The organism is Alcanivorax sp. (assembly GCF_040119285.1).
Taxonomy (GTDB): Bacteria; Pseudomonadota; Gammaproteobacteria; order Pseudomonadales; family Alcanivoracaceae; genus Alcanivorax.
In genome coordinates this window covers 77,733-100,113 of sequence record NZ_JBEDTY010000035.1, presented here as the reverse complement: position 1 = coordinate 100,113, position 22,381 = coordinate 77,733, and the positions used below count along the sequence as shown (strand labels likewise).

Here is a 22,381-nt window from a genome sequence, read left to right as displayed (position 1 = left end):
GCCGCACCCTCTTTAAAGGAACAGACAATGCAGCATCGACGTCTCGGGCAAACCGATCTCGAGGTCAGCGCCCTCTGCTTGGGCACCATGACCTGGGGAAGCCAGAACACCGCACAAGAAGGCCATGCCCAGATGGACATGGCTCTAGATCATGGCATTAATTTTTTTGATACTGCCGAAATGTATGCTGTGCCCGCCAGCCCGGATACCTCTTTTCGCACCGAGACCATCATTGGCGAATGGTTTGCGCGCACCGGTCAGCGAAATAAAGTTGTACTGGCCACCAAGGCCGCCGGGCCAGGCGAGTACGTCAAACATATCCGCGGCGGCCCGCGGTTCAGCGCGAAAAGCTTGCAGGGCGCCGCGGAAGGCAGCCTCAATCGACTGCAGACCGATGTGATCGACATCTATCAGCTGCACTGGCCTGAACGCACCACCAACTTCTTCGGCCAGCTGGGCTATAAACATCGAGAGGGCGAAGAAGGCATCGCCATCAGCGAAACCGTTGCCGGGCTGAAAGCGCTGGTGGATACGGGAAAAATCCGTCACTGGGGCCTTTCCAATGAAACCCCTTGGGGCACCATGACCTTCATTCATGAAGCAGAAAAAATCGGCCTGGCGCCTCCGGTCAGCATTCAAAACCCTTATTCACTGCTCAACCGCAGTTTTGAGGTGGGCTTGGCAGAAATTGCCCACCGGGAACAAGTCGGATTGCTGGCTTACTCGCCGCTTGCGTTCGGTATGCTCAGCGGCAAATACCGCAATGACCAGTGGCCGGAAGGCGCCCGCCTCACGCTATTCAAACAATTTGCGCGCTACAGCAATCCCCAAGCCATCGCTGCCACTGAAGCCTATTGCGAACTAGCCAGTGAACGAGGCATCAGCCCAGCCCAACTTGCCTTGCAATTTGTCACCACACGCCCCTTCGTGACCAGCAACATCATTGGTGCCACCACCCTCGCGCAACTGGAAGAGAACCTGAAAAGCATCGACGTACCCTGGGACAAAGATTTGGAAAAAACGCTAAACGCGATTCATACTCGTTTCCCGTACCCAGCACCCTAACTAGAGTCGCGAAATGCACCATGCCGCATTGACGCCAGCCCCAACCTTCTCCTGACCAATAAAAGACGATTGGCGGCAGCCTTACACACATGCCGATGTTAATGCTGTTAACTTAACCTGGAAGCAACATGGCCAGAGCGATATACCATCATGGTGATCCCCACTCGCAAGCCCATGGCCAAAACGACAGCGTCATCATCGGCTTTGCTGCCTTGTACCAACAGTCATTAGCCGTGAATCAGCATTCACCCCACGCGGCCCTAACCAACACCCTCCTGTCGGGCGCCGCTATCGTGCCCAGCAACCTAGAGACAAGGATGTGATAGCCTGTGCCGCAATCGGTGAAATTGTCGACGGCCTGCTCATCACCATAGTCATCAGCGGCTTAGGCTTAAGAGGCCTGCCGCTACCGAAAAAATGTTCGTGGGCGAAGCTATGCATCTGCCTTTTTGGCTCACTTTTGGGATTCTCAGCCCCGTGGCCATCCCGCTGGCGCTGTACACCCGCCGCACCGCGGTACGGCTACCCGAAGCTGACGGCGAGCCCTTGGGCCAGTGGGGCCATGGTGCCCCGGCCCATCGCTTACTGGTAGTCGGAGAGTCCACAGCGGCAGGTGTTGGCGTCTTTCACCACCGTCAGGGACTGGCCAGCCAACTGGCCCTACAGCTGCACCAACAATCCGGGCAAGCGGTGGCCTGGCACACCTTTGGCGTAAACGGCATCCGTGTGGAGGAGCTACTCGCCCGCCTTGCTGATACGGCCCCGCCCCCAGTGGATCAGATATTTATCAGCATGGGAGTTAATGACACCACAGGTTTCACTTCCCGGCGCCGCTATCGCATAGGGTTACTGCAGCTGATTGAGGCACTGAGCAAGCAACATCCCCACGTCCGAATAACCTTACTCGCCGTGCCCCCCATGCATAAATTTACCGCCCTGCCCATCCCGCTCAGGCAGCTACTCGGCTGGCGCGCCCGGCAACTGGATCAACAGCACCGTCGCGTGGCCAGCAATGGCCACCTCGTGCGCTACCTCGATTATCCTGCTCTGCAAGACCCAGCCCTGCTCGCTAAAGACGGCTACCACCCAAACGCCAGCGGCTACCGAGCCATTGCAGCCGCACTGGCAGAACAAAAGAGCAGCGAACAACAAACGTGACTCCTGCACCTACTGCTGCGGGCTGCCCGTTCCACAGTAACACCCCGCCACGGAGCCTTCCGGTGCACCAATGACGGCAGCCTGGTCATTCGCGACTTTTAGAGCAACCTGATCACAACGGCCGATGCGTTGCATGTTGCGTGAACAATGCAGTCATTGCATTGCGGCAAAAAAAAAGCGAACCCTAAGGCTCGCTTTTCTACTTCTACCACCCCCGCTGGTTTTAGAAACGATAGCTCAGCTGAGCACCGATAATATCGGCATCCAACTCAAAGTCTCCTTCCAGCAAGCCTCGTTCAGCCAGGTTTGTCTCTGCATCCTCAATGAAGATATGGCTATAAACCACATCAATAGTCATATTATCTGTTGGGTTAAAGCCTGCCCCAATAGACACACCGATTTTGTCTGAGTCTGGCGAGGCTGGAGAGCGATGCTCACTGCTCTGAGTGGAGTTTTCTTTATAGACACCACCTCGCAATACCGTTCCTTTGTCAAGCACATGCCGCACACCGGCAGAGAAACGGGTTGTATCACCCCAACCAAATTCCTGCACCGCCGGGCTTGGGATCGGCGCACCCGAGTGATCGACTACGAGCTCATCAAGGCTACTCCACTCCATCCACTCAACGCCGAATAAAATTTGTGTTCGCTCAGAAAGGTCCCCGGCATATGAAAATTGAGCTGACGCGGGCAAATCCACAGAGGTGCTCCCACTGTATTTACCCGCTAAGGCAGTAGCTACCGGCAATGGCTGCCTACCGGCCACCAAGGGCAAGGGGGAGAAGGTAATGTCGCCATCAAGGTCATACTCCACGGATGAGCGATACGCCAAACCAAAGTGGTTGTTATCATCAGCATCGAACACTAACCCGACGTTCCAACCATAGGCGTCGTCGTCCCCTTCTAGGCGGGTAAACGAGCTTTCAAGATCCGCCTCAAGACGTTGGTAGCTAACCCCGACACCCAAACGAAGACGATCCGTTACCTGAACACCCAATGCCGGGTTAATGTTAATAGCCCTTAGGTCAGACATGGTGGCATAGCGGTCACCTGTCGTCGGAGACAGTGGCGCCAAAGGATCGGTAGCCACAGAACCCCAGTTATCTTCATACTCAATTTTCGAGCCAAAGGGAGCATTTATACCCAAGCCAAACGTCATTTTATCACTGAGGGGAACAGCCAAAAACGCGCTTCCTACCACTGGGCTAAAATCTTCAAAATCACCGGGCCCCGAATTTCCATCTGCTTTAAAGCTCGTGTCGATGATAACTTGCTGAACAGCCACAGTAATTTCTGTTTTTTTCAAACCTGCCAAAGTAGCCGGGTTATACCATTGATTTGACGCATTTTCGCTTAATGCCGCCGCGCCAGCAAAAGCGGTACCTTGCGCAGAAACAGATTGCTCACTGACAGCAAAACCTGTAGCTATCGCTTGCGTCGATAAAGCCGCAAAGGCTGAACCGATTAGTAGCGCACCTGTTTTTTTCATTGTTGTTCTCCTTCTTCCTATAATTATTAGCTTACACGCAAGACCATCCCTCAATCTGAGTTCACTTACACTTATACACAACTTAGGCGAATGACAGCAACACCTCGACCGACTAATACTTTCCCATTAGGCCTTTTTTTTGTAAAATCTCCTCTTTTACCTAAGGAGCTGTCAGCCACAGCAGCAAAAATCCCTCTGGCGTCATCTAGTCTATGGAGAAATCCATGTATGGGGGATGCCGCAAGAAGACACAAAAAAGGGCTGCCGAAGCAGCCCTTTCGTTTTAACTCTACACCGGGTTAATCCGCCAGCACCGCTTTGGCGATAATGCCTTTCATGATTTCGTTGGTACCGCCGTAAATCCGCTGCACGCGCGAATCTGCAAACATGCGGGCAATCGGGTATTCCCACATGTAACCGTAGCCACCGTGCAACTGCAGGCATTCATCAATCACTTCACACTGCAGGTCAGTAATGTAGTACTTGCCCGCCGCAGCCGTAGGAATATCCAGCTCTTTTTTCAGGTGCAACTCCAAGCAACGATCCACATAGGCCCGCGCCACTTCAAGCTTGGTATGCATTTCGGCAATTTTGAACTGAGTGTTCTGGAAACCAGCAATGGGCCTGCCAAAAGCCTTTCTTTCTTTCACATATTCAATGGTATGCGCCAATGCAGACTCGGCCATGGCCAGGCCACCAACGGAGATACCAAGGCGTTCCTGGGGCAGCTCTTTCATCAGATAAATAAAGCCCATGCCCTCTTCACCCAACAGGTTTTCCGCCGGTACGCGCACATCCTGGAAAAACAGCTCGGAGGTATCCTGGGCTTTCATGCCGACTTTCTTCAGATTCTTACCTTTCTCGAACCCTTCAGAGTCGGTTTCTACCACAAACAGGCTAATGCCCTTGGCCCCTTTAGTCGGGTCGGTTTTTGCCACCACAATAACGATATCTGCATTCTGCCCATTGGTGATGAAGGTTTTAGAACCGTTCAGCACATAATGGTCACCGTCTTTTACCGCACTGGTTTTCACACCTTGCAAATCAGAACCGGCACCGGGCTCTGTCATGGCGATGGCACCAATCATTTCGCCGGTGACCATTTTCGGCAGATACTTCTGCTTCAATACTTCTGAGCCATTATGTTCAATGTAAGGCGCCACGATTTCCGTATGCAGTCCCCAACCGATGCCGGTGAGGCCCAGCTTGGAAATTTCTTCATTGATCACCACGCTGTAAAGGAAGTCAGCGCCGATACCGCCATACTCCTCACTCACCATAGGGCATAGGAAACCCTGCTCGCCAGCCTTTAGCCATACGTCTTTGGGGACCACGCCTTGCTGTTCCCATTCTTCATTAAATGGGACCGCTTCGTTTTCGAGGAATTTACGGACGGTATCGCGGAAAGTTTCGTGGTCTGAACTAAACAGCGTACGGGGGATCATTATGCTCTCCGGCATCAGGTTATCAGGATTAGCCCCAACGCCGGACCGGCAGGGGCAAAGAATGCGCCCATAATGTTGATAGCGCTTGCTATTGAGCAATGACCAAAACGCTCACACCCGCGGCCAGCAGTGAAAACCGGACAATGACCTGCGGGGTTCAAGCTGATCAGGCGCGGTGTTCGCGCCCTAAATATTCGGAAGACTGCATCTCCTGAAGGCGAGAACAGGTGCGTTCGAATTCGAAATCCAGACGCCCCCCGGCATAGATATCGTCAATAGGCACTTCTGCGGTGACCACAAGTTTCACCGCACGGTCGTAGAATTCATCCACCAAATTGATGAATCGCCGGGCCATATCATCCTTACTGGCCCCCATTTGCTCCACGTTTGCGAGCAGTACTGTGTGGAATTCACGAGCGATTTCAATGTAATCCGTTTGGCTGCGCGGGCCATCGCACAGCTCCCTGAACTCAAACCAGACCACATCGTCCGCACAGATAACAGTGGCGATTTTGCGGCCTTCAATAAGCACATTGCCGCGATCACGATGCCGGGAGTGATCTTGGTCCAGTGTCGCGAAACGCTCCTGAAGAAACGCATCGGCCCCTTTTCCCAAAGGGCAGTGATAAAGCTCTGCCTGTTCCAGTAGCCGCAAGCGGTAGTCGTTCCCCCCATCCACGTTCAACACCTGAGTGTGCTCTTTAAGCAAATCAATGGCGGGAAGAAAGCGGGCCCGTTGCAGCCCATCCTTGTATAAACCATCCGGCTCGATGTTGGAGGTGGCAACCAGGGTGACGCCGTTGGCAAACAATTCCTGCATCAGGCCGGCCAGGATCATCGCATCGGTGATATCTGTGACGAAAAACTCGTCGAAACACAGCACCCTAGCCTGGCTGGCGAATTTGCGGGCGATACTGATCAGCGGGTTTTTTTCCCCCTGGCGTTCACGCATTTCACGATGCACCTTCTGCATGAAGCGATGAAAATGCATGCGACGCTTTTCCTTAAACGGCAGCGTCTGGAAAAATACGTCCATCAGGTAGGTTTTTCCACGGCCTACCCCTCCCCACATATACAAGCCCATCTGGGGGCGGGGCTTTCGAAAGAGGCCCAATAGCCCCCCCGAGGCGGGCTCCTCAAGCAATCGGTGATAAAGCTCATCCAGCGCGGCGACAGCCTGCTGCTGGGCCGGGTCTTGGAAGAAATCATCTCGCTCTAGGTCAGCTTTATATTGCTCAAGAGGGGTCATAGATCGTGGACCTGCCACTGTGTAGTTGAAACTGGCTCAGGACCTGAAACAGGCCCAGCAAAGGCGGGTCAATGTAGCGCCAGGGCCGCTAACTGACAACCGTCAGGGCGTGAAATCCATCCATGGGACATCAGCGCCTAGGTAGGCAAGTGGCTGCCCGCTACCTGTTTTAAGTCCACCAACTTGCCGTGGAAAAAATGGCCACAATCGGGGAAACGCACCAGATCGGGGGCTAACGGGGTTTGCTCTGCCCAGCGATACACCTGTTCAGCCGGGACCACTTCATCATCATCTCCCTGCACCACCGTCACCGGGCAGCCGGTGTCTTCTATGTCGTCAAACGGGTAATGGTGTACCGGAGGCGCCACCAGCAACAGTTGCCGGGCGGGCATGCCATTAGCCTTGAGGATTTCCGCCCCACGAGCAGCCACAAAACTGCCAAATGAAAAGCCCGATAACCAAAGTGGCACTCGCGGATACTTGTGTGTCAGCCAGCTATGAATGGCCAGCAGATCTTCGGTTTCCCCAATGCCATCACTGTAGGCGCCCTGGCTTTCACCCACACCACGGAAGTTGAAACGCACCACCACAGCGCCTTCATCACGGGCCAGACGGGTCAGGGTCGTCACCACCTTGTTATCCATGGTGCCTCCGAACAGCGGATGCGGATGGCAGACAATGGCCACGAACGGCGGCGCATCACTACCCTGTTCCACGACCACCTCCAGCTGCCCTGCCGGTCCGGGTAAGGTTTGCCGTTGTGCTGCCATTTTCTACTCCTTTCGCATCCTGTTACGCCTTTCGCCCTTGGCGATTGCGCAGCTCTGTGCTGCAATAGCTAAAGCGTTATCGCCAGCGTCTTGGCGATACCTTACAGGAGTATGCCATGGATATGCTGACAACTGGGGTGCTGTGCTTTGCTGCCGGCGTGGTAGTAGGTGCAGGACTGCTTTTCTGGTTGTTACCGGCACGGCGACAAGCCGGCCAATTAATTCGCGATCGTGACGAAGCCCGTCAGGCGCTAAATCATTATCGGGACAAGGTAGACGATCATTTTCTGCAAACCGCTGACCTGGTCAACGATATGACCCAGGCCTATCGCTCCGTACACGAGCATCTGTCCAAGGGAGTTCAAGTGCTGTGCTCCGAGGTGGGACGCAAGCGAGCCGTGGCCAAATCTTTGGATTCCGCTCCGGACAAAGACAACAGCGAACCCCTGGCGCCACCACTGGATTACGCGCCCAGCGCCAAGGGAACACTCTCTGAAGACTTTGGCCTGCAACAGAAACCCACTGGCCCTTTTGCCCCCGTGGGTGTGGCCGACAACCCGTTACCAGACATAATGGTGGAGCCGCCCCGGGATTATGCCGACGGCGACACGGAAGGCGACGAGGCTACCAGCGACAAGAAGCCTGGCTGATTCCGCAAAAAGGCCTACCGTACCAACACCAACAAGCAGACACAAAAAAGCCCGCATCAGCGGGCTTTTTTGTTGAGTTGCCAGGCGGCACCTTACCAAGAGTGCCTGCCCAAGCGGTACAAGGATTATCGCAAAGCCTTATGAATCAAACAGGGCGGTCACCCGCATGGGCACCGGCGCGTCTTCCACTTCAATCTCTGCGGGCAAGCAGCCCGCCGGGTCGCCGTCTGCCTGAATCGGCTCCTTCTGGTTTTCGCAACGGATATGCACCCGCTGGGCACGCAGGCTGGCTACGCCGTCCACCCGTTCCATACGCCCAAATAGCAAAGCGACCAGGCAGCGCAACAAGAACCGAACCCCCGGTTTCTGAAATAACAGCACCTGGAGTTGGGGGCGCAAGATATTGGCCTCGCGGCTCAACACGAAGCTGCCGCCATAGTGACGGCCGTTGGTAATGATGGCCGAGAAACAATCCAGCGGTCGACCATCTACTTCCACCCGGTAGTGCCTCTGGCCGTAACGGCCAATCTGGCCAAGCATGGATTGCACATAAGCCAGCCTGCCGAAGCGTTCTTTAATGCCCAGATTCACTCCGTTTACCACCCAGGCGTCATAGCCGACCCCGCACATCATGAGAAACCGCCGGCCGTTCAAACGCGCCGGCGTCACCGCTACACTTTTGCCCTGCACCACCACCTGAGCAGCCTGCTCCGGCTTTTTCGGCAGTGCCAGCTCCTTGGCCAACACATTCGCCGTACCAGTAGCAAAAACGCCCAGCGCGACGCCGGCAGCTAGCCCATTGAGCACTTCATTGGTGGTGCCATCACCGCCTACGACGACCACGCAATCGCCCTGGTCTGCCAGCCCCTTGAGATAATCTGTAGCATCGTTGGGGCCTTTGGTATGGTACAGGCGCACCGCCGCGCCCAGACGCTCCAGCTCCGCCACAAAACGGCAAAGTAGAACTTCCCGGCCGCCGCCGGCGGCCGGGTTATAAATCACAGTGACTTTCATCAGACAGGAAACCCTCGTACAACTCCCGGTTCAAGCCGGGTTATCGATATCAATAAAGGTATGCTCGATACCATAATGATCACTAAGCCACTGGCCCAGCGCCATGGCGCCATAACGCTCCGTGGCATGGTGACCACAGGCAAAATAGTGCATGCCGGTTTCCCGAGCAAAATGGGTGGTCGGCTCTGAAATTTCGCCACTCAAGTAGGCATCCACGCCCTTGCTCTGAGCCTGTTCGATAAACCCCTGGGCACCGCCGGTGCACCAGCCGATGGTTTCAATTTCATCCTCAGGATCACCAATATGCAGTGGCGTACGCCCCAATACCGCTTCCACATGGGCCGCGAATTCCGACGCGCTCATGGGGCTATCCAACCGCCCCACATTGCCGATAGGTCGAAGGGAATCATCCAGACCTCCCTCCGTGGTCAAACCCAACCGTCGAGCCAGCTGCGCATTGTTGCCCAGCGTCGGATGAGCATCCAATGGCAAATGGTACGCAAACACGTTGATATCATGGCGCAGCAGGGTTTGCAGGCGTTGTTTCTTCATGCCTCGAATTTGCTGGCTTTCTCCTTTCCAAAAATAACCATGGTGCACCAGAATCGCATCCGCTTCTTCTACGATGGCGGCATCAATGAGTGCTTGGCAGGCCGTCACCCCGGATACCACACGGTGGATTTGCTCGCGGCCTTCCACCTGCAAACCATTGGGGCAGTAATCCTGAAAACAGTCCACCGCCAGTTCCTGGTCGAGCAGAGACAACATGTAATCGCGCTTGAGCATGGCACCTACCGGTAGGTCGGAAAGTATAAATGTGGTCATAGAACCCGTGATCGTCGATCACCGCGCCAACCCGATCACCGGCTGCGCGGTATAACCTAGAGTCGGGCTATGCGCTGTCGAGCGCGTAGCAATAGGGGCGTGCGGCCGTTTGTCGCCGTCAGCGGGTGGTAGCAATCGCCCTTCACAGGTTCTACTATTGCGCGCAGTTTACCTATCTGACCCCTCACTTGTCTCGCAGAGGCCCTTCACCAGGCTGCTCACGAAAGGGGGGAACCGCATAACGAGGGCATTACCGGTGATCAAACTGCTTCGTTTCCTGGCCGGCCCGGTGCTCACCGGCCTAGCCGTCGGCCTTGTCGCACTCTGGTGGTACCAGTGGGGCCCAAACGCCGCACCGGCACAGCACGACACCGGCGTGGCCAGCTACGCTGGCGCGGTGAACCATGCGGCCCCGGCAGTGGTGAATATCTACACCACCCAGATCATCACCAATGAAGAGGTGGCCGAAGACCCCCTGTTCAATCGTTTTATGGAACAGCCCCGCCGCGAACGCGCCCTGAGCAGCCTAGGTTCAGGGGTGATTGTCGATGATAGCGGCTATGTGCTGACCAGTTACCATGTGATACGCGATGCCGATGAAATTCTGGTGGCCTTGCGCGATGGCCGTGATGCCTCTGCCCGGGTGGTGGGCACAGACTCGGAAACGGATCTGGCACTGTTGCACATTGCGCTAGAAAACTTGCCCGAAGTGGAACTCAACGGCAATGGCCCGGTACAGGTCGGCGACGTGGTACTGGCCATCGGCAATCCATTGGGCGTGGGCCAGACCGTCTCCATGGGCATTGTCAGCGCCACCGGCCGCAGCCACTTGGGAATCGCCACCTTCGAAAACTTTATCCAAACCGACGCAGCCATTAACCGTGGCAACTCCGGCGGTGCACTGATCGATACCCGCGGTCATTTGATCGGTATCAATACTGCCATCCTCTCCGCGGACGGTAGCTGGCAGGGCATCGGCTTTGCTACTCCTGCGTCCATCGCCAGGGAAGTGATGGATGATTTGATCGACCACGGCCGAGTGATTCGCGGCTACCTGGGCGTCACCGTGCAGGATATGACGCCCTCGCTAGCCGAAAGCTTTGGCGTGGAAGACGTGCGTGGAGGCGTAGTAACCGAGGTGGTAGTCGATAGCCCTGCCCATAAAGGCGGCTTGCAGCCCGGTGATGTGCTAGTGGGTATCAACGGTGACATGATGGCCGATGGCTATGAAGCGATGAATCGAATCGCGGGTATGAAGCCTGATGACAAGGTGACGCTAGAGGTTATCCGTAACCGTCAGCCGGTATCCGTAGACGTGGTCATTGGTACCCGCCCACCAGCGGAAACCGATTAAAGAGTTGAAGGCTGAAATGCGCATAGACATAGCCTGTTCGTTTGGTGCCAACAGGTAACGCCAGCAGGCCGCGCTCAAACTTTTTAACGTTGGGCGCGGCCTGTTGGCTTAAAACGTAGCCTCTACACCGTTGCCCGTTTCAATTTTCAACGTTGAACTCTCCTCACAACCCTTCTACACCGCTCAGAATTGCATCTTCAGGGTAGCGAATTTCGAAACCTTGTTTGAGGCTTTCTTCGCCCCCGGCGGGCAAGGTGAACTGCCATCGTTGCAGTCCTTTCACGCCACTCACATCCTTGGCATCTGCGGCCTTGCCCTTGGCTGTGATAGTAATATTGTCGTTTCCGGCGACCGGAAGTCGATCCAACAAATTCACCGTCACGGCCTTATCGTAATGGGACGACAGAGTAATATTCTTCAACGCAGAGAGCGTGCTTTCTTTATTGATCAAGCCCACCTCTCCTTGCTGTGAGGGTTCGCGCACCACCGCAATCTGCAAGCGCGGATCATCACCGAAACTCATCTTCACGTGCTCGCCCTGCTTAATACTGTTGCCGCGGTAATAACGGGCCAAGCGTTGGCCATCACGCAACAGGGTAACGTGACCGGGCAACCAGGGCAGCGGGCTGGAGTTCTGCCACTCCCCCACCAGTAACACTGCCGGCTGCTGCCATAAGTAACTTTCGCGGGTCAAAGTTACCGGCAGCGCCGCCTGCTGATAAGGAAGCCGCGCGGTAGCGTCACCACTGGCCAGATTGAGCGGCGCTGAAAGCGGTACACGCATATCAAAACCGTGCGCCACAGGCGCTGCCACGGGCATCGCCTGGATACGCTGAGCCATATCTGTCTCATAGGCCGCAGATTCCGCCATTACGGAATGCAACGATGACTTACGCATCGCCGGCTGTGGTGTCGCCAGGCGTACCAGCCAAGGGTGCAGATCCGGGAGGGGGCGATAACCGGCGGGCACTAACCCTAGGGTGGCACTGACATTCTGCCAGTCCTCACCGGTACGGTTGTGAATCTGGGCAATGCCGGTCACCGCCACGGTCTCGTTGCCGCTATCCAGATCTACACGCAACTGATTCTGCCAACCGGCCTGGCCAGTAAAATAGGCAAGTTCCACCTGCGCGGTGGACTTGTTAGGAGCCGCCACGGTCAGTATCAACTGGCGGCTACGAGTCTGCCCCTGGCCCAGCAGCTGACGCTCCTGACGAAGGGCATCCAACTCCTGCTGCTGCCCATGCCGAATCTCCGCCCGCTGGTTGATAGCTGTTTGCCGTTGCGTCACCGCTTTGCCAATGGACTCCCAGGCGCTGGCCCATTTTTCTACCGGCACCTGGGCAAACACGGCCTGTCCTTGAGGTGCCTGGCCCATCAGGGATTGAAGGTGATTGATTTGCTGTTGATCAAGATCATCGGCTGCCTTGGCTTCGGCCATGGCCTGCTCCAGCTTGCGAATTGCCGCCTCCAACTCAGCCCGGTGAGCTGATACATCCACGTCCCCAACGGCAAACCCTTGCCGGATTGCCAGCAACTCAGCGCCGTTAACCGCCACTTGCAGACTATCCAGATCCAACTCAGGCAACCCTTTCACCACCAACTGGTGCTCACCGGCGGGCAAGGCCTGACTAAAAGTGCGAGTAAGATGCGCCTGAGCAGGAAACAGCACGGCCTTATTCACCGGCGCGCTGACCGCAAAGTCGGCAGCGAAAAGAGGAAGCGGAATGAGGGCGCAAGTAAGCAGTAACACACGTTTCATTTTTAGGAGCCTTACCGTTGGGCTAATACCTGTTAGTACCGCAGGTAAGGGGAAAGGTTCAAGCAGGCGAGACTCTGCCAGCCTAAGCGACCGGTGCGGAGGAGACTTCCCTGCTAAAAGCTCAAAAGCGAGTGAGCTGCAATTTAGCCGTTAACATAAAGAGGCCGCGCCCAAACTTTGGGCGCGGCCTCTTTATGTTATTTCAGCAAAAAATTACCCGGCGTTTTTCCACTTTGAAATCAACCCGTCTAAAGCCACAATCAACGCCTGATTTTGCTCAGGCGTGCCAATAGTGATTCTCAGGTAGTCAGCGATACGCTCAGGCTTGCCAAAATGACGCACAATAATGCCTTGCTCGCGCAAACCCTGGGCCAGAGAGAGCCCACTATGCTGCTCGTGGCGAGTGAAAAGAAAGTTGGCCGCCGACGGCAAGCTCTCAAAACCTCGCTGCCCGAGCTGCTCGTTGAGCCACTCGCGCTGCATGATTACTTGCTCACAGCCTTTTTCGAACCACTCCTGATCTTTAAACGCGGCCACTCCAGCGGCAATGGCCAGACGATCCAACGGATAGGAATTGAAGCTGTCTTTAATCCGATTTAGCCCATCAATCAGCGCGCCATCACCAATCGCCAAGCCGATACGCAAACCCGCCAGAGAGCGGGATTTTGACAAAGTCTGAGTCACCAACAGGTTCGGGTAGCGGTTTACCAAAGCGATGGCCGTAGCGCCGCCCTGCCCTTGGGGGCCGGCAAAGTCGATATAGGCCTCATCGATAACCACCAGGGTTTGCGTATTCGCCTGCAACAAACGCTCAATTTCACTCAGCGGCAACAGCTTACCGGTGGGCGCATTAGGGTTAGGGAAGATGATGCCACCATTTGCGCGTGGCTTGTCGCCTTCTAGATAATCGTCCACCGCAATACCCAGAGCATCATCGAGCGGCACAGGCTGATAGTCGATTTGATACAGGCCGCAATAGACCTTGTAGAAACTATAGGTGATATCTGGGAAAAGTAGCGGCTGATGCTGTTTGAAAAAGCCCATGAACAAATGCGCCAGCACCTCGTCGGAGCCATTGCCAACGAACACCTGAGAACGCTTTATCCCATAGCCCAGGCCGGAATAATAGTCGGCGATGGCCTGCTTCAGCTGGCTGCTTTCCGGGTCCGGATACAGCCGCAGCCGATCGTCCACTTCGCCCCGAATCGCCTCGATTACCTTCGGCGACGGACCCAGCGGGTGCTCGTTGGTATTCAACTTCACTAACTTGTCCATCTTCGGCTGCTCGCCGGGAACGTAAGGCTCCAAATGGTGAACGAAGTCGCTCCAATATTTACTCATAGGTATTCCGCCTGCATGCATCAGGCAACACGCATCACCCGTGGAAACGTGATGCGTGAGGCGTGTTAGCGTTTCTTGATTCTATATTCCGCACTGCGGGCATGGGCCGTAAGGCTTTCGCCACGGGCAAGCGGAGAGGCAATTTTTGCAAGACTGCTAGCCCCTTCCGGGGAGCAGCCAATCAGCGAACTGCGTTTCTGAAAATCGTACACACCCAATGGCGAAGAAAAGCGGGCGGTGGCACTCGTAGGCAGCACGTGGTTCGGCCCGGCGCAGTAATCACCCAACGCTTCGGGAGTGTGGCGACCCAGAAAAATCGCACCGGCATGGCGAACTTTTTTCGCCCATTGCTCCGCGTCATCAATGGATAATTCCAGATGCTCAGAAGCAATGCGGTTGGCGATTTCGATGGCCTGATCCAGATCCTTCACCTGAATCAACGCCCCCCGGTGCTTCATGGACGTGCGAATAATGGTTTCCCGCTCCAGAGTCGCGGCCAAGGTTTCCATGGACTGCGCAACCTGCTTCAAAAAATCGGCGTCCGGTGACACCAAAATGGCCTGAGCTTCCTCATCATGCTCAGCCTGAGAAAACAGATCCATGGCAATCCAGTCCGGGTTGGTCTTGCCGTCACAGACCACCAAAATTTCCGAAGGGCCGGCAATCATGTCGATGCCTACTTTGCCAAACACCTGCCGTTTGGCTTCGGCCACATAGATATTGCCGGGGCCGACAATTTTATCCACCGCCGGCACCGCCTCTGTACCGTAGGCCAAAGCCGCCACCGCTTGGCCACCGCCCAGAGTAAAGAGCTTGTCGACACCCGCAATAGCCGCCGCCGCCAGCACCATGTCATTGATGATGCCCTCTGGGGCAGGCGATACCATTATGATCTCGCCGACCCCCGCCACCTTGGCTGGTAGCGCATTCATCAATACTGAACTGGGGTACGCGGCTTTACCGCCGGGCACATAGATACCGGCCCGGTCCAAAGGCGTCACCTGCTGACCCAGCAAGGTGCCGTCCGCTTCCCGGTAGTGCCAAGAATCCTGTTTCTGCTTTTCATGGTAGCGACGCACGCGCTCAGCGGCCGCCTCCAGGGCTTCGCGTTGTTCAGCGGGAATACGCGCCAGCGCGGCCTGCAACTGAGCCTGGTCCACCACCAGTTCATCCATGGCCGACACATCACGACGGTCAAAGCGGTTGGTGTACTCCACCAGGGCAGCATCGCCACGCTGGGCCACACCCTTGAGGATGCCGCGCACTCGATGCGCCACTTCTTCGTCACGCTCTTCCGACCAGGCGGTTAGCGCGGCGAGCTTGGCATCGAAATCCGCATCTTGGGCGTTAAGCCAGGTGGTTTCCATGGTTGGCACCGTTTTAAAAGTCAGGATCTATTTTTACCACAGCGGGCTCAGGGTCCACTGAGAAAAAAGCGACGTTTTTTCTATCGCAAAGAGAAGCAACGCCTCTCGCTCAACATCACATCAAGCAGGTATATTTTTTAGCTGTTTACGCTATGCAATCTGTGATGAAAGGGCTTTAACCCGCCTTGCGGGACGCTACCGCCTCTGACAGCCTGTCCAAAATCGTCTGGATATCGCTATGGCGGGTTTTCATGCTGGCGCGGTTAACAATCACCCGGGTAGAAATATGGGCGATTAACTCAGTGGGTTCCAGACCATTAGCACGCAAAGTGTTGCCGGTATCAACGATATCCACAATGCGGTCCGCCAGCCCCACCAACGGGGCCAGCTCCATAGCACCGTATAGCTTAATCACTTCCGCCTGCTTGCCTTGCTGGGCATAGTAGGCTTTGGCCACGTTTACAAATTTGGTGGCTACGCGCAGTCGGCTACCGGTTTCCGGGGCATCCTTCATGGCTGCCACCATCAATTTGCAGCGAGCAATATCCAGATCCACTGGCTCAAACACCCCGTCGCCGCCATGCTCCATGAGAACATCCTTGCCGGCCACACCGATATCCGCCGCACCATGCTGCACATAGGGGGGCACGTCCGTGGCACGAATGATGATAATTTTTACATCGTCGCGGGTGGTGTCAAAAATCAGCTTGCGCGACGCTGCCGGGTCTTCCAGCAACTCAATGCCTGCGGCTTTCAGCAGCGGCAGGGTTTCCTTGAGAATGCGCCCTTTAGAGAGGGCGATGGTCAATGGCTTACTCATCACAGGTCCCCGATCCGGTCAGCGAGGCACGCGACGGATGATCGCGCCCAGCGATTGCAGTTTCTCTTCGATGCACTCGTAACCGCGATCAATATGGTAAATACGGTCCACGGTGGTTTCACCGGCCGCCGCCAAGGCCGCGATAACCAGTGAGGCAGAGGCGCGCAGGTCGGTGGCCATCACCGGTGCCCCGGTCAGTTGCTCGACACCACGGCAGATAGCCGTGTTGCCTTGCACCTCAATATCCGCGCCCATGCGGTTCATTTCCTGCACGTGCATGAACCGGTTTTCGAAAATGGTTTCAACAATGGTGCTGGTGCCTTCGGCCACCAGATTCAGGGCCATGAACTGGGCCTGCATATCGGTGGGCATAGCCGGGTACGGCGCGGTGCGCAAGGACACGGCCTTCGGGCGGCGCCCTTCCATGTCCAGCTCAATCCAGTCGTCGCCAACGGTAATTTTCGCCCCGGCTTCTTCCAGCTTCTGCAGCACCGCATCAAGAATGCCCGGCACCGTGTCCTTGGTCTTGATACGACCACCGGTAATGGCAGCGGCAATCAGATAGGTGCCGGTTTCAATACGGTCGGCAACGACCTGATGGTGACAACCGGTCAGGCGCTCCACCCCTTCAATGATAATGGTATCGGAGCCGGCCCCGCTGATCTTGCCGCCCATGGCATTGATGAAATCGGCCAGATCCACCACTTCAGGCTCACGAGCGGCGTTTTCCAGATAGGTAGTCCCTTCGGCCAGCGCCGCTGCCATCATCAAGTTTTCGGTACCGGTTACGGTGACCACATCCATAACGATGCGCGCTCCTTTGAGGCGGCCATCCACAGAAGCATTCACATAACCGTTAGTCACCTCGATATCCGCGCCCATGGCCTCCAAGCCACGCAGGTGAATATCCACCGGCCGCGAGCCAATAGCACAACCGCCGGGCAGCGATACGGATGCTTTACCAAAATGGGCAAGCATGGGCCCCAGCACCAGAATCGAGGCACGCATGGTTTTCACCAGCTCATAGGGGGCCGTCAATTCCTTGATGGTGGTGGCGTTCACTTCCACGTTCATGCGGTCATCGATCACCACATGGACACCCATCCGGCCCAACAATTCGATCAAGGTAGTCACGTCTTGCAAATGCGGCAGGTTGCCCACCGTTACCGGCTCGTCAGCCAACAAAGTGGCTGCCAGAATCGGCAACGCCGCATTTTTGGCCCCGGAAATACGAATATCGCCGTCCAGCCGCTGGCCACCGGTGATGATCAATTTATCCATGAACTGTCTCTAATGGTTTCTTTCTTCCAGCTCGTACAGGCTGGGGCCGGGGTCAGGACAGGCCCTGATTCTGGGCTTTTTCCCACTCCGCCGGAGTAAAGGTAATAATTTGCACGGCATGGATAGTGTTGCTTTTAATCTGCTCGTCGATGGTGGCGTACACCATCTGCTGCCGTTTTACTGGCAGCAAGCCACTAAAGGCTTCCGACACCACGCGAATCTGGAACCGGTCACCGCCGCCTTCCACTGCCACGTCGGCACTCTCAAAACCAGCTTCTACCAGCGTGATTACGTCTTCCGGATTCATCTTTACTCCTCATCAAGGCCTTGGGCAGGCCCAAACAGCATTGGAGCGGCCTGGGGCCGCTCCATCAAAATTGTAATCAGGGGCGTATAATACGCGAGCGCGTTGCCCCTTACCACGGCGGCACCGTCCCCAGCACTCCCCACGGCCCCGGCGCAGCAAGATCCGAAGCTCGATTATTTACCCTGCTAACTTTCCTCTTTGATGCCCGCATCAATGTTGGCATCCGCAGACCAGTTATCGATCACCTTGCCGATATCATTGTACTGCTGCATGCCTTGGGCGAACTGGCTCTTGTAGGTTTCACGCAGATCCAGGCCATTCACATACACATTGATTACCTTCCATTGGTCATCGCGCAGGAACAGGGTGTAGTAAATGGGCACCACTTGGCCGGAATTGGTCTTCAATTCCATGCGCACTCGGGCGTAGTCGCCTTTACGGTCGCCGCCTTTCATGGGCAAGATGTCAATCTTCTGCCCCTCATACAGGGTAATGCCAGACGCATAGGTGTTCATCAGGCTGTTCTTGAATACATCCAGGAACCGGTATTTTTGCTCCTTGCTGGAGGCACCAAAGTAATCGCCCATGACCATGCGAGTAATGCGTTTAAAATCCACCATATCCGCCAGCTCTTCACGCACCAGTCTTTTGGCCTTGGCCGGGTCGGCCTCCAGCGCCGCGCGCTCCGCCTCAACACGAGACGTCATGCGCTCCACCGCATCCACCACCATCTGGCGAGGATCACTCTCAGCCTGGGCCAGCGCCGCCATTCCTGTCAGTAAAACCACCAACCCGACGCGAAGCCACGCGCCCATACCCCGTTGTAAATGCATACATTGCTCCCTATTTAGTCACCGGCGGTTTTACGGTGTTCTTTGCCTGCTGTCCAGTGATCAACAGCCACAACACACTGAACCTCAGTGCTTTTATTGGAGTCACAGAGTGCAATACGGTTCCCCTCAACGCGATCGAGTTAACCATTACGGGTCAACGTGGAGGGCATAACCCGTGTATAATCGCCGCCAACGTCAAGGAGAGCGCATGAGTCACAACCACATCAGCGTTGGCCAGCGGGTGCTGGAAATCGAAGCCCGGGCCGTGGATGCACTGAAAGACAGTCTGGACACTAGCTTTTCCGCTGCCTGCGACCTGATGCTGAATGCCAAGGGTCGCGTTATCGTCACCGGAATGGGTAAAAGCGGGCACGTGGGCAGCAAACTGGCCGCCACCCTCGCCAGCACCGGCACCCCTTCATTCTTTGTGCACCCCGGCGAAGCCTCCCACGGCGATTTGGGCATGATTACTGCTAACGACGTGGTATTGGCGCTGTCCAACTCCGGCGAAACCGCCGAAGTGTTGGCCATTTTGCCGGTGATCAAACGCAAGGGCACCGCCTTGGTCGGCATGACCGGACGCCCACAATCTGCGTTGGCGCAACTGTCGGATGTACACTTGACCGTGGCCGTGGCGGAAGAGGCCTGCCCCCATAATCTGGCGCCCACTTCTTCGACCACTGCCGCGCTGGCCATGGGGGACGCCTTGGCTATCGCCCTGCTGGAAGCCCGCGGCTTCACACCGGAAGACTTTGCCCTCAGCCACCCCGGAGGCAGCCTGGGCCGCCGCCTGCTGTTGAAAGTAGACGACATCATGCACGCAGGCGGGCGGCTTCCCGTGGTCAGCGTTACCACCTCGCTCAGTGAAGCCCTGCTGGAAATGACCCATAAAGGCCTGGGAATGACCGCCATCACCCACGCAGACGGAACCCTGGCAGGCATTTTTACGGATGGTGATTTGCGTCGCATCCTCGACCGGGATATCGATATTCGAAAAACCACCATTGCCGAGGTCATGGTTTCCGACCCGATAACCATCGCCCAAGGGCATCTAGCCGCTGAAGCTTTACAGATCATGGAAAGCCGCAAGGTTAACGGCTTAATGGTTTGCGGCAGTGATGGCAAACCGGTCGGCGCTTTCAACATGCAAGACCTGTTGCGCGCGGGAGTAGTGTAAATGCCCATGCGATTACCCTCCATCGATGCTCAGAATTTGCGCTTGATGGCGTTTGACGTGGACGGCGTGATGACCGATGGTCGCCTGCTGTTTGGCCCCAACGGTGAAGAGCTAAAAGTCTTCAATACCCTGGACGGCCACGGCCTGAAAAAGCTGGCGGCCAGCGGCGTCACCTTGGCCATTATTACCGGGCGCACCTCGCCCATGGTGGCCAAACGCGCGGCGGACCTGGGCATAGAACATGTAATTCAGGGCCGCGAAGACAAGGGCGTCGCCTTGGAAGCTCTAGCCGACTCGCTGAACATGCGCGCCAGTGAAACCGGCTACGCTGGTGACGACGAGCCTGACGTTAGCGCCCTACACTGGGCGCAGCTGAGTTTTGCCCCGGAGAACGCCCACGACTGCGCCAAAAACGCGGCGAACCACATTACCGTCCGTCGCGGTGGTGAAGGTGCGGTACGGGAAATCTGTGACGCCATTCTTGCCCTGCGGAGCCCGGCATGAAGCGTCAGGGGCTATTAAGCGCCACCGGCATTCTGCTGCTGGGGCTGGTGATGCTGATGACCCTGCACGAGTGGGACAGCACCCTGCCCGGCCAAGGTAATGCGGTGACCATGGCACCGGCAATCATTGCCGACGACGTTACCGCGCGGGCCTTCAGCGAACAAGATGGCAGCCTGCAATACCATCTCACCGCAGAGAATTTAGTGCAGTTCGACCACAACCCACTCACCGAGATGCAAGCTCCGGTACTGGTCATGGCCAACGACAAAGGCAGCTGGACCATCACCAGCGAAGAGGGCATCGTGGAAGAGAACGGCGACCTCATTACCTTTCTTGGCAAGGTCACTGTGAACAATCCGACCCAGAAAGTGACCGTGAACACCGAAGAACTGCAGTTCAACAGCGACACTAACATCGCCACCACCCCTGGCCACGTGGACATGCTGTTCGACTCCGGCCAGACCCGTGCAGGCGCCTTGGAAGCAGATCTCGGCAAGGGCATTCTGAACCTGAAACAAGGAGTGAAGAGTGAATTTGAAGCACCGGCTTCATAGCACCCGCCATCTCGCCGCACTGGCATTACTGGTAGTTTTCCCCTTGGGCGCTCAGGCCGCCCCCATGGAAGGCACGATCCAGGTCACGGCAGACAACGGTCGTTTCGAGCAGAGCGCCGGTAGCGGCCTGTACAGCGGCAACGTGGAACTGATTCAAGGCGAGCGCAAACTGTTTGCCGATGAAATGCGCATGTTCACCCAAAATAGCGAACTGGTGCGGGTGGAAGCTACCGGCACCCCGGTGCGCATGGAAGAAGGCGAAGGCCTCAACGCCCACGCTGAAAATCTGGTTTACAACATCAAGGCTCGTACCTTAGTTCTTACCGGCGATGCTTACATTGAGCACCAGGGCAACACTTTCGAAGGCGCCAAGGTAGAATACAGCCTGGATTCCAAGCGCGTGGACGCTAGCAGTGAAGGTGACCAGCGGGTTCGGCTAGTCATTCCTGCCGAGAATCAGCCCGCTAAATCCCCTAACAACGCCAGCAACAAATCCAATAGCGACACCCCAAACGAGACTCAAAGCGAAGACAACAGCAACACCTCGCCTGAGGCGGAGCCCAGCATACCATGAGCCATTTACGCGCCCATCACCTGGCAAAAAGCTACAAGGGTCGCCGGGTCATCGAAGACGTTTCCCTGGATGTGGAAGCCGGTCAAATTGTCGGCCTATTAGGGCCCAATGGGGCTGGCAAAACTACCTGCTTCTACATGATTGTTGGACTAGTGGAGGCCGATGCCGGTCGCATTGAAATTAACGACGGCGACATCACTCACCTGCCCATGCACGGTCGTGCCCAGCGAGGGATTGGCTACCTGCCTCAAGAAGCCAGTATCTTTCGCCGCCTAACGGTAGAAGAGAACATCATGGCCATCCTAGAAACCCGCAAGGAGCTTAGCAAAGCGGACCGCCACGAGCGCATGGAAGGCCTGCTCAAGGAATTCCACATCGGGCACATTCGCGATTCGTTGGGGATGAGCCTGTCTGGCGGCGAACGCCGCCGCGCGGAAATCGCCCGAGGCTTGGCCACCGACCCGGACTTCATTCTGCTGGACGAACCCTTCGCTGGCGTTGACCCCATCTCGGTTAACGACATCAAGGGCATTATTCGGCACCTCAAAGAACGCGGCATCGGCGTTTTAATCACCGACCACAATGTACGCGAAACCTTGGATATCTGTGACACCGCCTATATCGTTAGCGCCGGCCACATCATTGCCTCTGGTGATGCGGACATCATCCTTGCCAACCAACAAGTACGGGATGTCTATCTGGGCGCTGATTTCAGGCTATAAGGTCAGCAAGCTTCAACGCGAGCACACCACAGAGAAACGGATAAAGCTATGCCTGTAATGATGGCTTGAGCGCCGGCACGTCCACGCCAGCGCAGGTCCTCTCTCATATCCCATGGTTGT

The 22,381-nt window shown here is 56.2% G+C and carries 23 protein-coding genes; 10 read left to right on the top strand and 13 right to left on the bottom strand.

Features of this window, described 5'->3' with window-relative positions; translation table 11 throughout:
- Positions 1 to 27: 27 nt before the first annotated feature.
- From ABNH10_RS13925 to ABNH10_RS13915, 3 genes are all read left to right on the top strand, one after another.
- Positions 28 to 1,065, top strand: a complete 1,038-nt coding sequence (locus tag ABNH10_RS13925) for an aldo/keto reductase (RefSeq protein ID WP_349386508.1) — start codon at positions 28 to 30, stop codon at positions 1,063 to 1,065.
- A 128-nt stretch (positions 1,066 to 1,193) separates the two neighbouring features.
- Positions 1,194 to 1,388, top strand: coding sequence for a hypothetical protein (locus ABNH10_RS13920; RefSeq protein ID WP_349386507.1), 195 nt, complete (start codon positions 1,194 to 1,196; stop codon positions 1,386 to 1,388).
- A gap of 112 nt (positions 1,389 to 1,500) precedes the next feature.
- Positions 1,501 to 2,223 carry an SGNH/GDSL hydrolase family protein gene (locus ABNH10_RS13915; RefSeq protein WP_349386506.1) on the top strand — a complete coding sequence of 241 codons (723 nt, stop codon included), beginning with the start codon at positions 1,501 to 1,503 and terminating at the stop codon, positions 2,221 to 2,223.
- Between the two features lie 223 nt (positions 2,224 to 2,446).
- On the opposite strand, the gene ABNH10_RS13910 is transcribed toward ABNH10_RS13915, so the two are convergent.
- From ABNH10_RS13910 to ABNH10_RS13895, 4 genes are all read right to left on the bottom strand, one after another.
- Positions 2,447 to 3,712, bottom strand: coding sequence for an OmpP1/FadL family transporter (locus ABNH10_RS13910; RefSeq protein WP_349386505.1), 1,266 nt, complete (start codon positions 3,710 to 3,712; stop codon positions 2,447 to 2,449).
- A 299-nt stretch (positions 3,713 to 4,011) separates the two neighbouring features.
- Positions 4,012 to 5,157, bottom strand: a complete 1,146-nt coding sequence (locus tag ABNH10_RS13905; protein WP_349386504.1) for an acyl-CoA dehydrogenase family protein — start codon at positions 5,155 to 5,157, stop codon at positions 4,012 to 4,014.
- A gap of 166 nt (positions 5,158 to 5,323) precedes the next feature.
- Positions 5,324 to 6,406, bottom strand: a complete 1,083-nt coding sequence (zapE, locus tag ABNH10_RS13900; RefSeq protein WP_349386503.1) for a cell division protein ZapE — start codon at positions 6,404 to 6,406, stop codon at positions 5,324 to 5,326.
- A gap of 137 nt (positions 6,407 to 6,543) precedes the next feature.
- Positions 6,544 to 7,176 carry an alpha/beta hydrolase gene (locus tag ABNH10_RS13895; protein WP_349386502.1) on the bottom strand — a complete coding sequence of 211 codons (633 nt, stop codon included), beginning with the start codon at positions 7,174 to 7,176 and terminating at the stop codon, positions 6,544 to 6,546.
- A gap of 116 nt (positions 7,177 to 7,292) precedes the next feature.
- Between ABNH10_RS13895 and ABNH10_RS13890 the strand changes: the two genes are divergently transcribed.
- Positions 7,293 to 7,826 (top strand): Z-ring associated ZapG family protein, encoded by a 534-nt coding sequence (locus tag ABNH10_RS13890; RefSeq protein WP_349386501.1) that lies wholly within the window; start codon positions 7,293 to 7,295, stop codon positions 7,824 to 7,826.
- A gap of 138 nt (positions 7,827 to 7,964) precedes the next feature.
- Here ABNH10_RS13890 and ABNH10_RS13885 read toward each other — a convergent pair whose 3' ends face one another.
- Both ABNH10_RS13885 and ABNH10_RS13880 read right to left on the bottom strand, forming a co-directional pair.
- A complete protein-coding gene (locus ABNH10_RS13885) occupies positions 7,965 to 8,840 on the bottom strand; it encodes a diacylglycerol/lipid kinase family protein (protein ID WP_349386500.1) in 876 nt (291 codons plus the stop codon).
- Positions 8,841 to 8,870: 30 nt separating this feature from the next.
- Positions 8,871 to 9,626, bottom strand: coding sequence for a Nif3-like dinuclear metal center hexameric protein (locus ABNH10_RS13880; RefSeq protein WP_349386583.1), 756 nt, complete (start codon positions 9,624 to 9,626; stop codon positions 8,871 to 8,873).
- A gap of 295 nt (positions 9,627 to 9,921) precedes the next feature.
- Here ABNH10_RS13880 and ABNH10_RS13875 point away from each other — a divergent pair, with 295 nt between their 5' ends.
- On the top strand, positions 9,922 to 11,019 hold the full coding sequence (locus ABNH10_RS13875) for a trypsin-like peptidase domain-containing protein (RefSeq protein ID WP_349386499.1): 1,098 nt from the start codon (positions 9,922 to 9,924) through the stop codon (positions 11,017 to 11,019).
- Between the two features lie 163 nt (positions 11,020 to 11,182).
- Here ABNH10_RS13875 and ABNH10_RS13870 read toward each other — a convergent pair whose 3' ends face one another.
- From ABNH10_RS13870 to ABNH10_RS13840, 7 genes are all read right to left on the bottom strand, one after another.
- A complete protein-coding gene (locus ABNH10_RS13870) occupies positions 11,183 to 12,781 on the bottom strand; it encodes a DUF4139 domain-containing protein (protein WP_349386498.1) in 1,599 nt (532 codons plus the stop codon).
- Between the two features lie 213 nt (positions 12,782 to 12,994).
- Positions 12,995 to 14,122 (bottom strand): histidinol-phosphate transaminase, encoded by a 1,128-nt coding sequence (gene hisC, locus ABNH10_RS13865; protein ID WP_349386497.1) that lies wholly within the window; start codon positions 14,120 to 14,122, stop codon positions 12,995 to 12,997.
- Between the two features lie 65 nt (positions 14,123 to 14,187).
- On the bottom strand, positions 14,188 to 15,489 hold the full coding sequence (hisD, locus tag ABNH10_RS13860) for a histidinol dehydrogenase (protein WP_349386496.1): 1,302 nt from the start codon (positions 15,487 to 15,489) through the stop codon (positions 14,188 to 14,190).
- Positions 15,490 to 15,664: 175 nt separating this feature from the next.
- Positions 15,665 to 16,309 carry an ATP phosphoribosyltransferase gene (hisG, locus tag ABNH10_RS13855; RefSeq protein ID WP_349386495.1) on the bottom strand — a complete coding sequence of 215 codons (645 nt, stop codon included), beginning with the start codon at positions 16,307 to 16,309 and terminating at the stop codon, positions 15,665 to 15,667.
- A gap of 18 nt (positions 16,310 to 16,327) precedes the next feature.
- Positions 16,328 to 17,590, bottom strand: a complete 1,263-nt coding sequence (gene murA / locus ABNH10_RS13850; RefSeq protein ID WP_349386494.1) for a UDP-N-acetylglucosamine 1-carboxyvinyltransferase — start codon at positions 17,588 to 17,590, stop codon at positions 16,328 to 16,330.
- 52 nt (positions 17,591 to 17,642) lie between these two features.
- Complete coding sequence (locus ABNH10_RS13845; protein ID WP_349386493.1) at positions 17,643 to 17,897, bottom strand: BolA family protein; 255 nt, start codon at positions 17,895 to 17,897, stop codon at positions 17,643 to 17,645.
- Between the two features lie 185 nt (positions 17,898 to 18,082).
- Entirely contained in the window at positions 18,083 to 18,730 is a 648-nt protein-coding gene (locus ABNH10_RS13840) for an MlaC/ttg2D family ABC transporter substrate-binding protein (protein WP_349386492.1), read from the bottom strand.
- A 208-nt stretch (positions 18,731 to 18,938) separates the two neighbouring features.
- On the opposite strand from ABNH10_RS13840, the gene ABNH10_RS13835 reads away from it, so the two are divergent.
- Genes ABNH10_RS13835 through lptB form a run of 5 tightly spaced genes read left to right on the top strand, consistent with a single transcriptional unit; the run spans position 18,939 to position 22,261 of the window.
- Positions 18,939 to 19,907: a KpsF/GutQ family sugar-phosphate isomerase gene (locus tag ABNH10_RS13835; protein WP_349386491.1), complete on the top strand. Its 969-nt coding sequence runs from the start codon at positions 18,939 to 18,941 to the stop codon at positions 19,905 to 19,907.
- The gene (locus ABNH10_RS13830; RefSeq protein WP_349386490.1) at positions 19,908 to 20,411 is read left to right on the top strand and encodes a KdsC family phosphatase; all 504 of its coding nucleotides are present in this window, start codon (positions 19,908 to 19,910) and stop codon (positions 20,409 to 20,411) included.
- The gene (lptC, locus tag ABNH10_RS13825) at positions 20,408 to 20,965 is read left to right on the top strand and encodes an LPS export ABC transporter periplasmic protein LptC (RefSeq protein WP_349386489.1); all 558 of its coding nucleotides are present in this window, start codon (positions 20,408 to 20,410) and stop codon (positions 20,963 to 20,965) included. The genes ABNH10_RS13830 and lptC overlap by 4 nt, the downstream gene beginning before the upstream one ends.
- Positions 20,940 to 21,539 (top strand): lipopolysaccharide transport periplasmic protein LptA, encoded by a 600-nt coding sequence (lptA, locus tag ABNH10_RS13820; protein ID WP_349386488.1) that lies wholly within the window; start codon positions 20,940 to 20,942, stop codon positions 21,537 to 21,539. The genes lptC and lptA overlap by 26 nt, the downstream gene beginning before the upstream one ends.
- Positions 21,536 to 22,261 carry an LPS export ABC transporter ATP-binding protein gene (lptB, locus tag ABNH10_RS13815; protein ID WP_349386487.1) on the top strand — a complete coding sequence of 242 codons (726 nt, stop codon included), beginning with the start codon at positions 21,536 to 21,538 and terminating at the stop codon, positions 22,259 to 22,261. Before lptA ends, lptB begins: the two co-directional genes overlap by 4 nt.
- Positions 22,262 to 22,381: the final 120 nt, after the last annotated feature.

What these genes read in the sequence shown, in the direction of transcription:
- ABNH10_RS13925 (WP_349386508.1), top strand. Translation starts at nt 28, where the DNA reads ATGCAGCATCGACGTCTCGGGCAAACCGATCTCGAGGTCAGCGCCCTC.
- ABNH10_RS13920 (WP_349386507.1), top strand. Translation starts at nt 1,194, where the DNA reads ATGGCCAGAGCGATATACCATCATGGTGATCCCCACTCGCAAGCCCAT.
- ABNH10_RS13915 (WP_349386506.1), top strand. Translation starts at nt 1,501, where the DNA reads ATGCATCTGCCTTTTTGGCTCACTTTTGGGATTCTCAGCCCCGTGGCC.
- ABNH10_RS13910 (WP_349386505.1), bottom strand. Translation starts at nt 3,712, where the DNA reads ATGAAAAAAACAGGTGCGCTACTAATCGGTTCAGCCTTTGCGGCTTTA.
- ABNH10_RS13905 (WP_349386504.1), bottom strand. Translation starts at nt 5,157, where the DNA reads ATGATCCCCCGTACGCTGTTTAGTTCAGACCACGAAACTTTCCGCGAT.
- zapE (WP_349386503.1), bottom strand. Translation starts at nt 6,406, where the DNA reads ATGACCCCTCTTGAGCAATATAAAGCTGACCTAGAGCGAGATGATTTC.
- ABNH10_RS13895 (WP_349386502.1), bottom strand. Translation starts at nt 7,176, where the DNA reads ATGGCAGCACAACGGCAAACCTTACCCGGACCGGCAGGGCAGCTGGAG.
- ABNH10_RS13890 (WP_349386501.1), top strand. Translation starts at nt 7,293, where the DNA reads ATGGATATGCTGACAACTGGGGTGCTGTGCTTTGCTGCCGGCGTGGTA.
- ABNH10_RS13885 (WP_349386500.1), bottom strand. Translation starts at nt 8,840, where the DNA reads ATGAAAGTCACTGTGATTTATAACCCGGCCGCCGGCGGCGGCCGGGAA.
- ABNH10_RS13880 (WP_349386583.1), bottom strand. Translation starts at nt 9,626, where the DNA reads ATGCTCAAGCGCGATTACATGTTGTCTCTGCTCGACCAGGAACTGGCG.
- ABNH10_RS13870 (WP_349386498.1), bottom strand. Translation starts at nt 12,781, where the DNA reads ATGAAACGTGTGTTACTGCTTACTTGCGCCCTCATTCCGCTTCCTCTT.
- hisC (WP_349386497.1), bottom strand. Translation starts at nt 14,122, where the DNA reads ATGAGTAAATATTGGAGCGACTTCGTTCACCATTTGGAGCCTTACGTT.
- hisD (WP_349386496.1), bottom strand. Translation starts at nt 15,489, where the DNA reads ATGGAAACCACCTGGCTTAACGCCCAAGATGCGGATTTCGATGCCAAG.
- hisG (WP_349386495.1), bottom strand. Translation starts at nt 16,309, where the DNA reads ATGAGTAAGCCATTGACCATCGCCCTCTCTAAAGGGCGCATTCTCAAG.
- murA (WP_349386494.1), bottom strand. Translation starts at nt 17,590, where the DNA reads ATGGATAAATTGATCATCACCGGTGGCCAGCGGCTGGACGGCGATATT.
- ABNH10_RS13845 (WP_349386493.1), bottom strand. Translation starts at nt 17,897, where the DNA reads ATGAATCCGGAAGACGTAATCACGCTGGTAGAAGCTGGTTTTGAGAGT.
- ABNH10_RS13840 (WP_349386492.1), bottom strand. Translation starts at nt 18,730, where the DNA reads ATGCATTTACAACGGGGTATGGGCGCGTGGCTTCGCGTCGGGTTGGTG.
- ABNH10_RS13835 (WP_349386491.1), top strand. Translation starts at nt 18,939, where the DNA reads ATGAGTCACAACCACATCAGCGTTGGCCAGCGGGTGCTGGAAATCGAA.
- ABNH10_RS13830 (WP_349386490.1), top strand. Translation starts at nt 19,908, where the DNA reads ATGCCCATGCGATTACCCTCCATCGATGCTCAGAATTTGCGCTTGATG.
- lptC (WP_349386489.1), top strand. Translation starts at nt 20,408, where the DNA reads ATGAAGCGTCAGGGGCTATTAAGCGCCACCGGCATTCTGCTGCTGGGG.
- lptB (WP_349386487.1), top strand. Translation starts at nt 21,536, where the DNA reads ATGAGCCATTTACGCGCCCATCACCTGGCAAAAAGCTACAAGGGTCGC.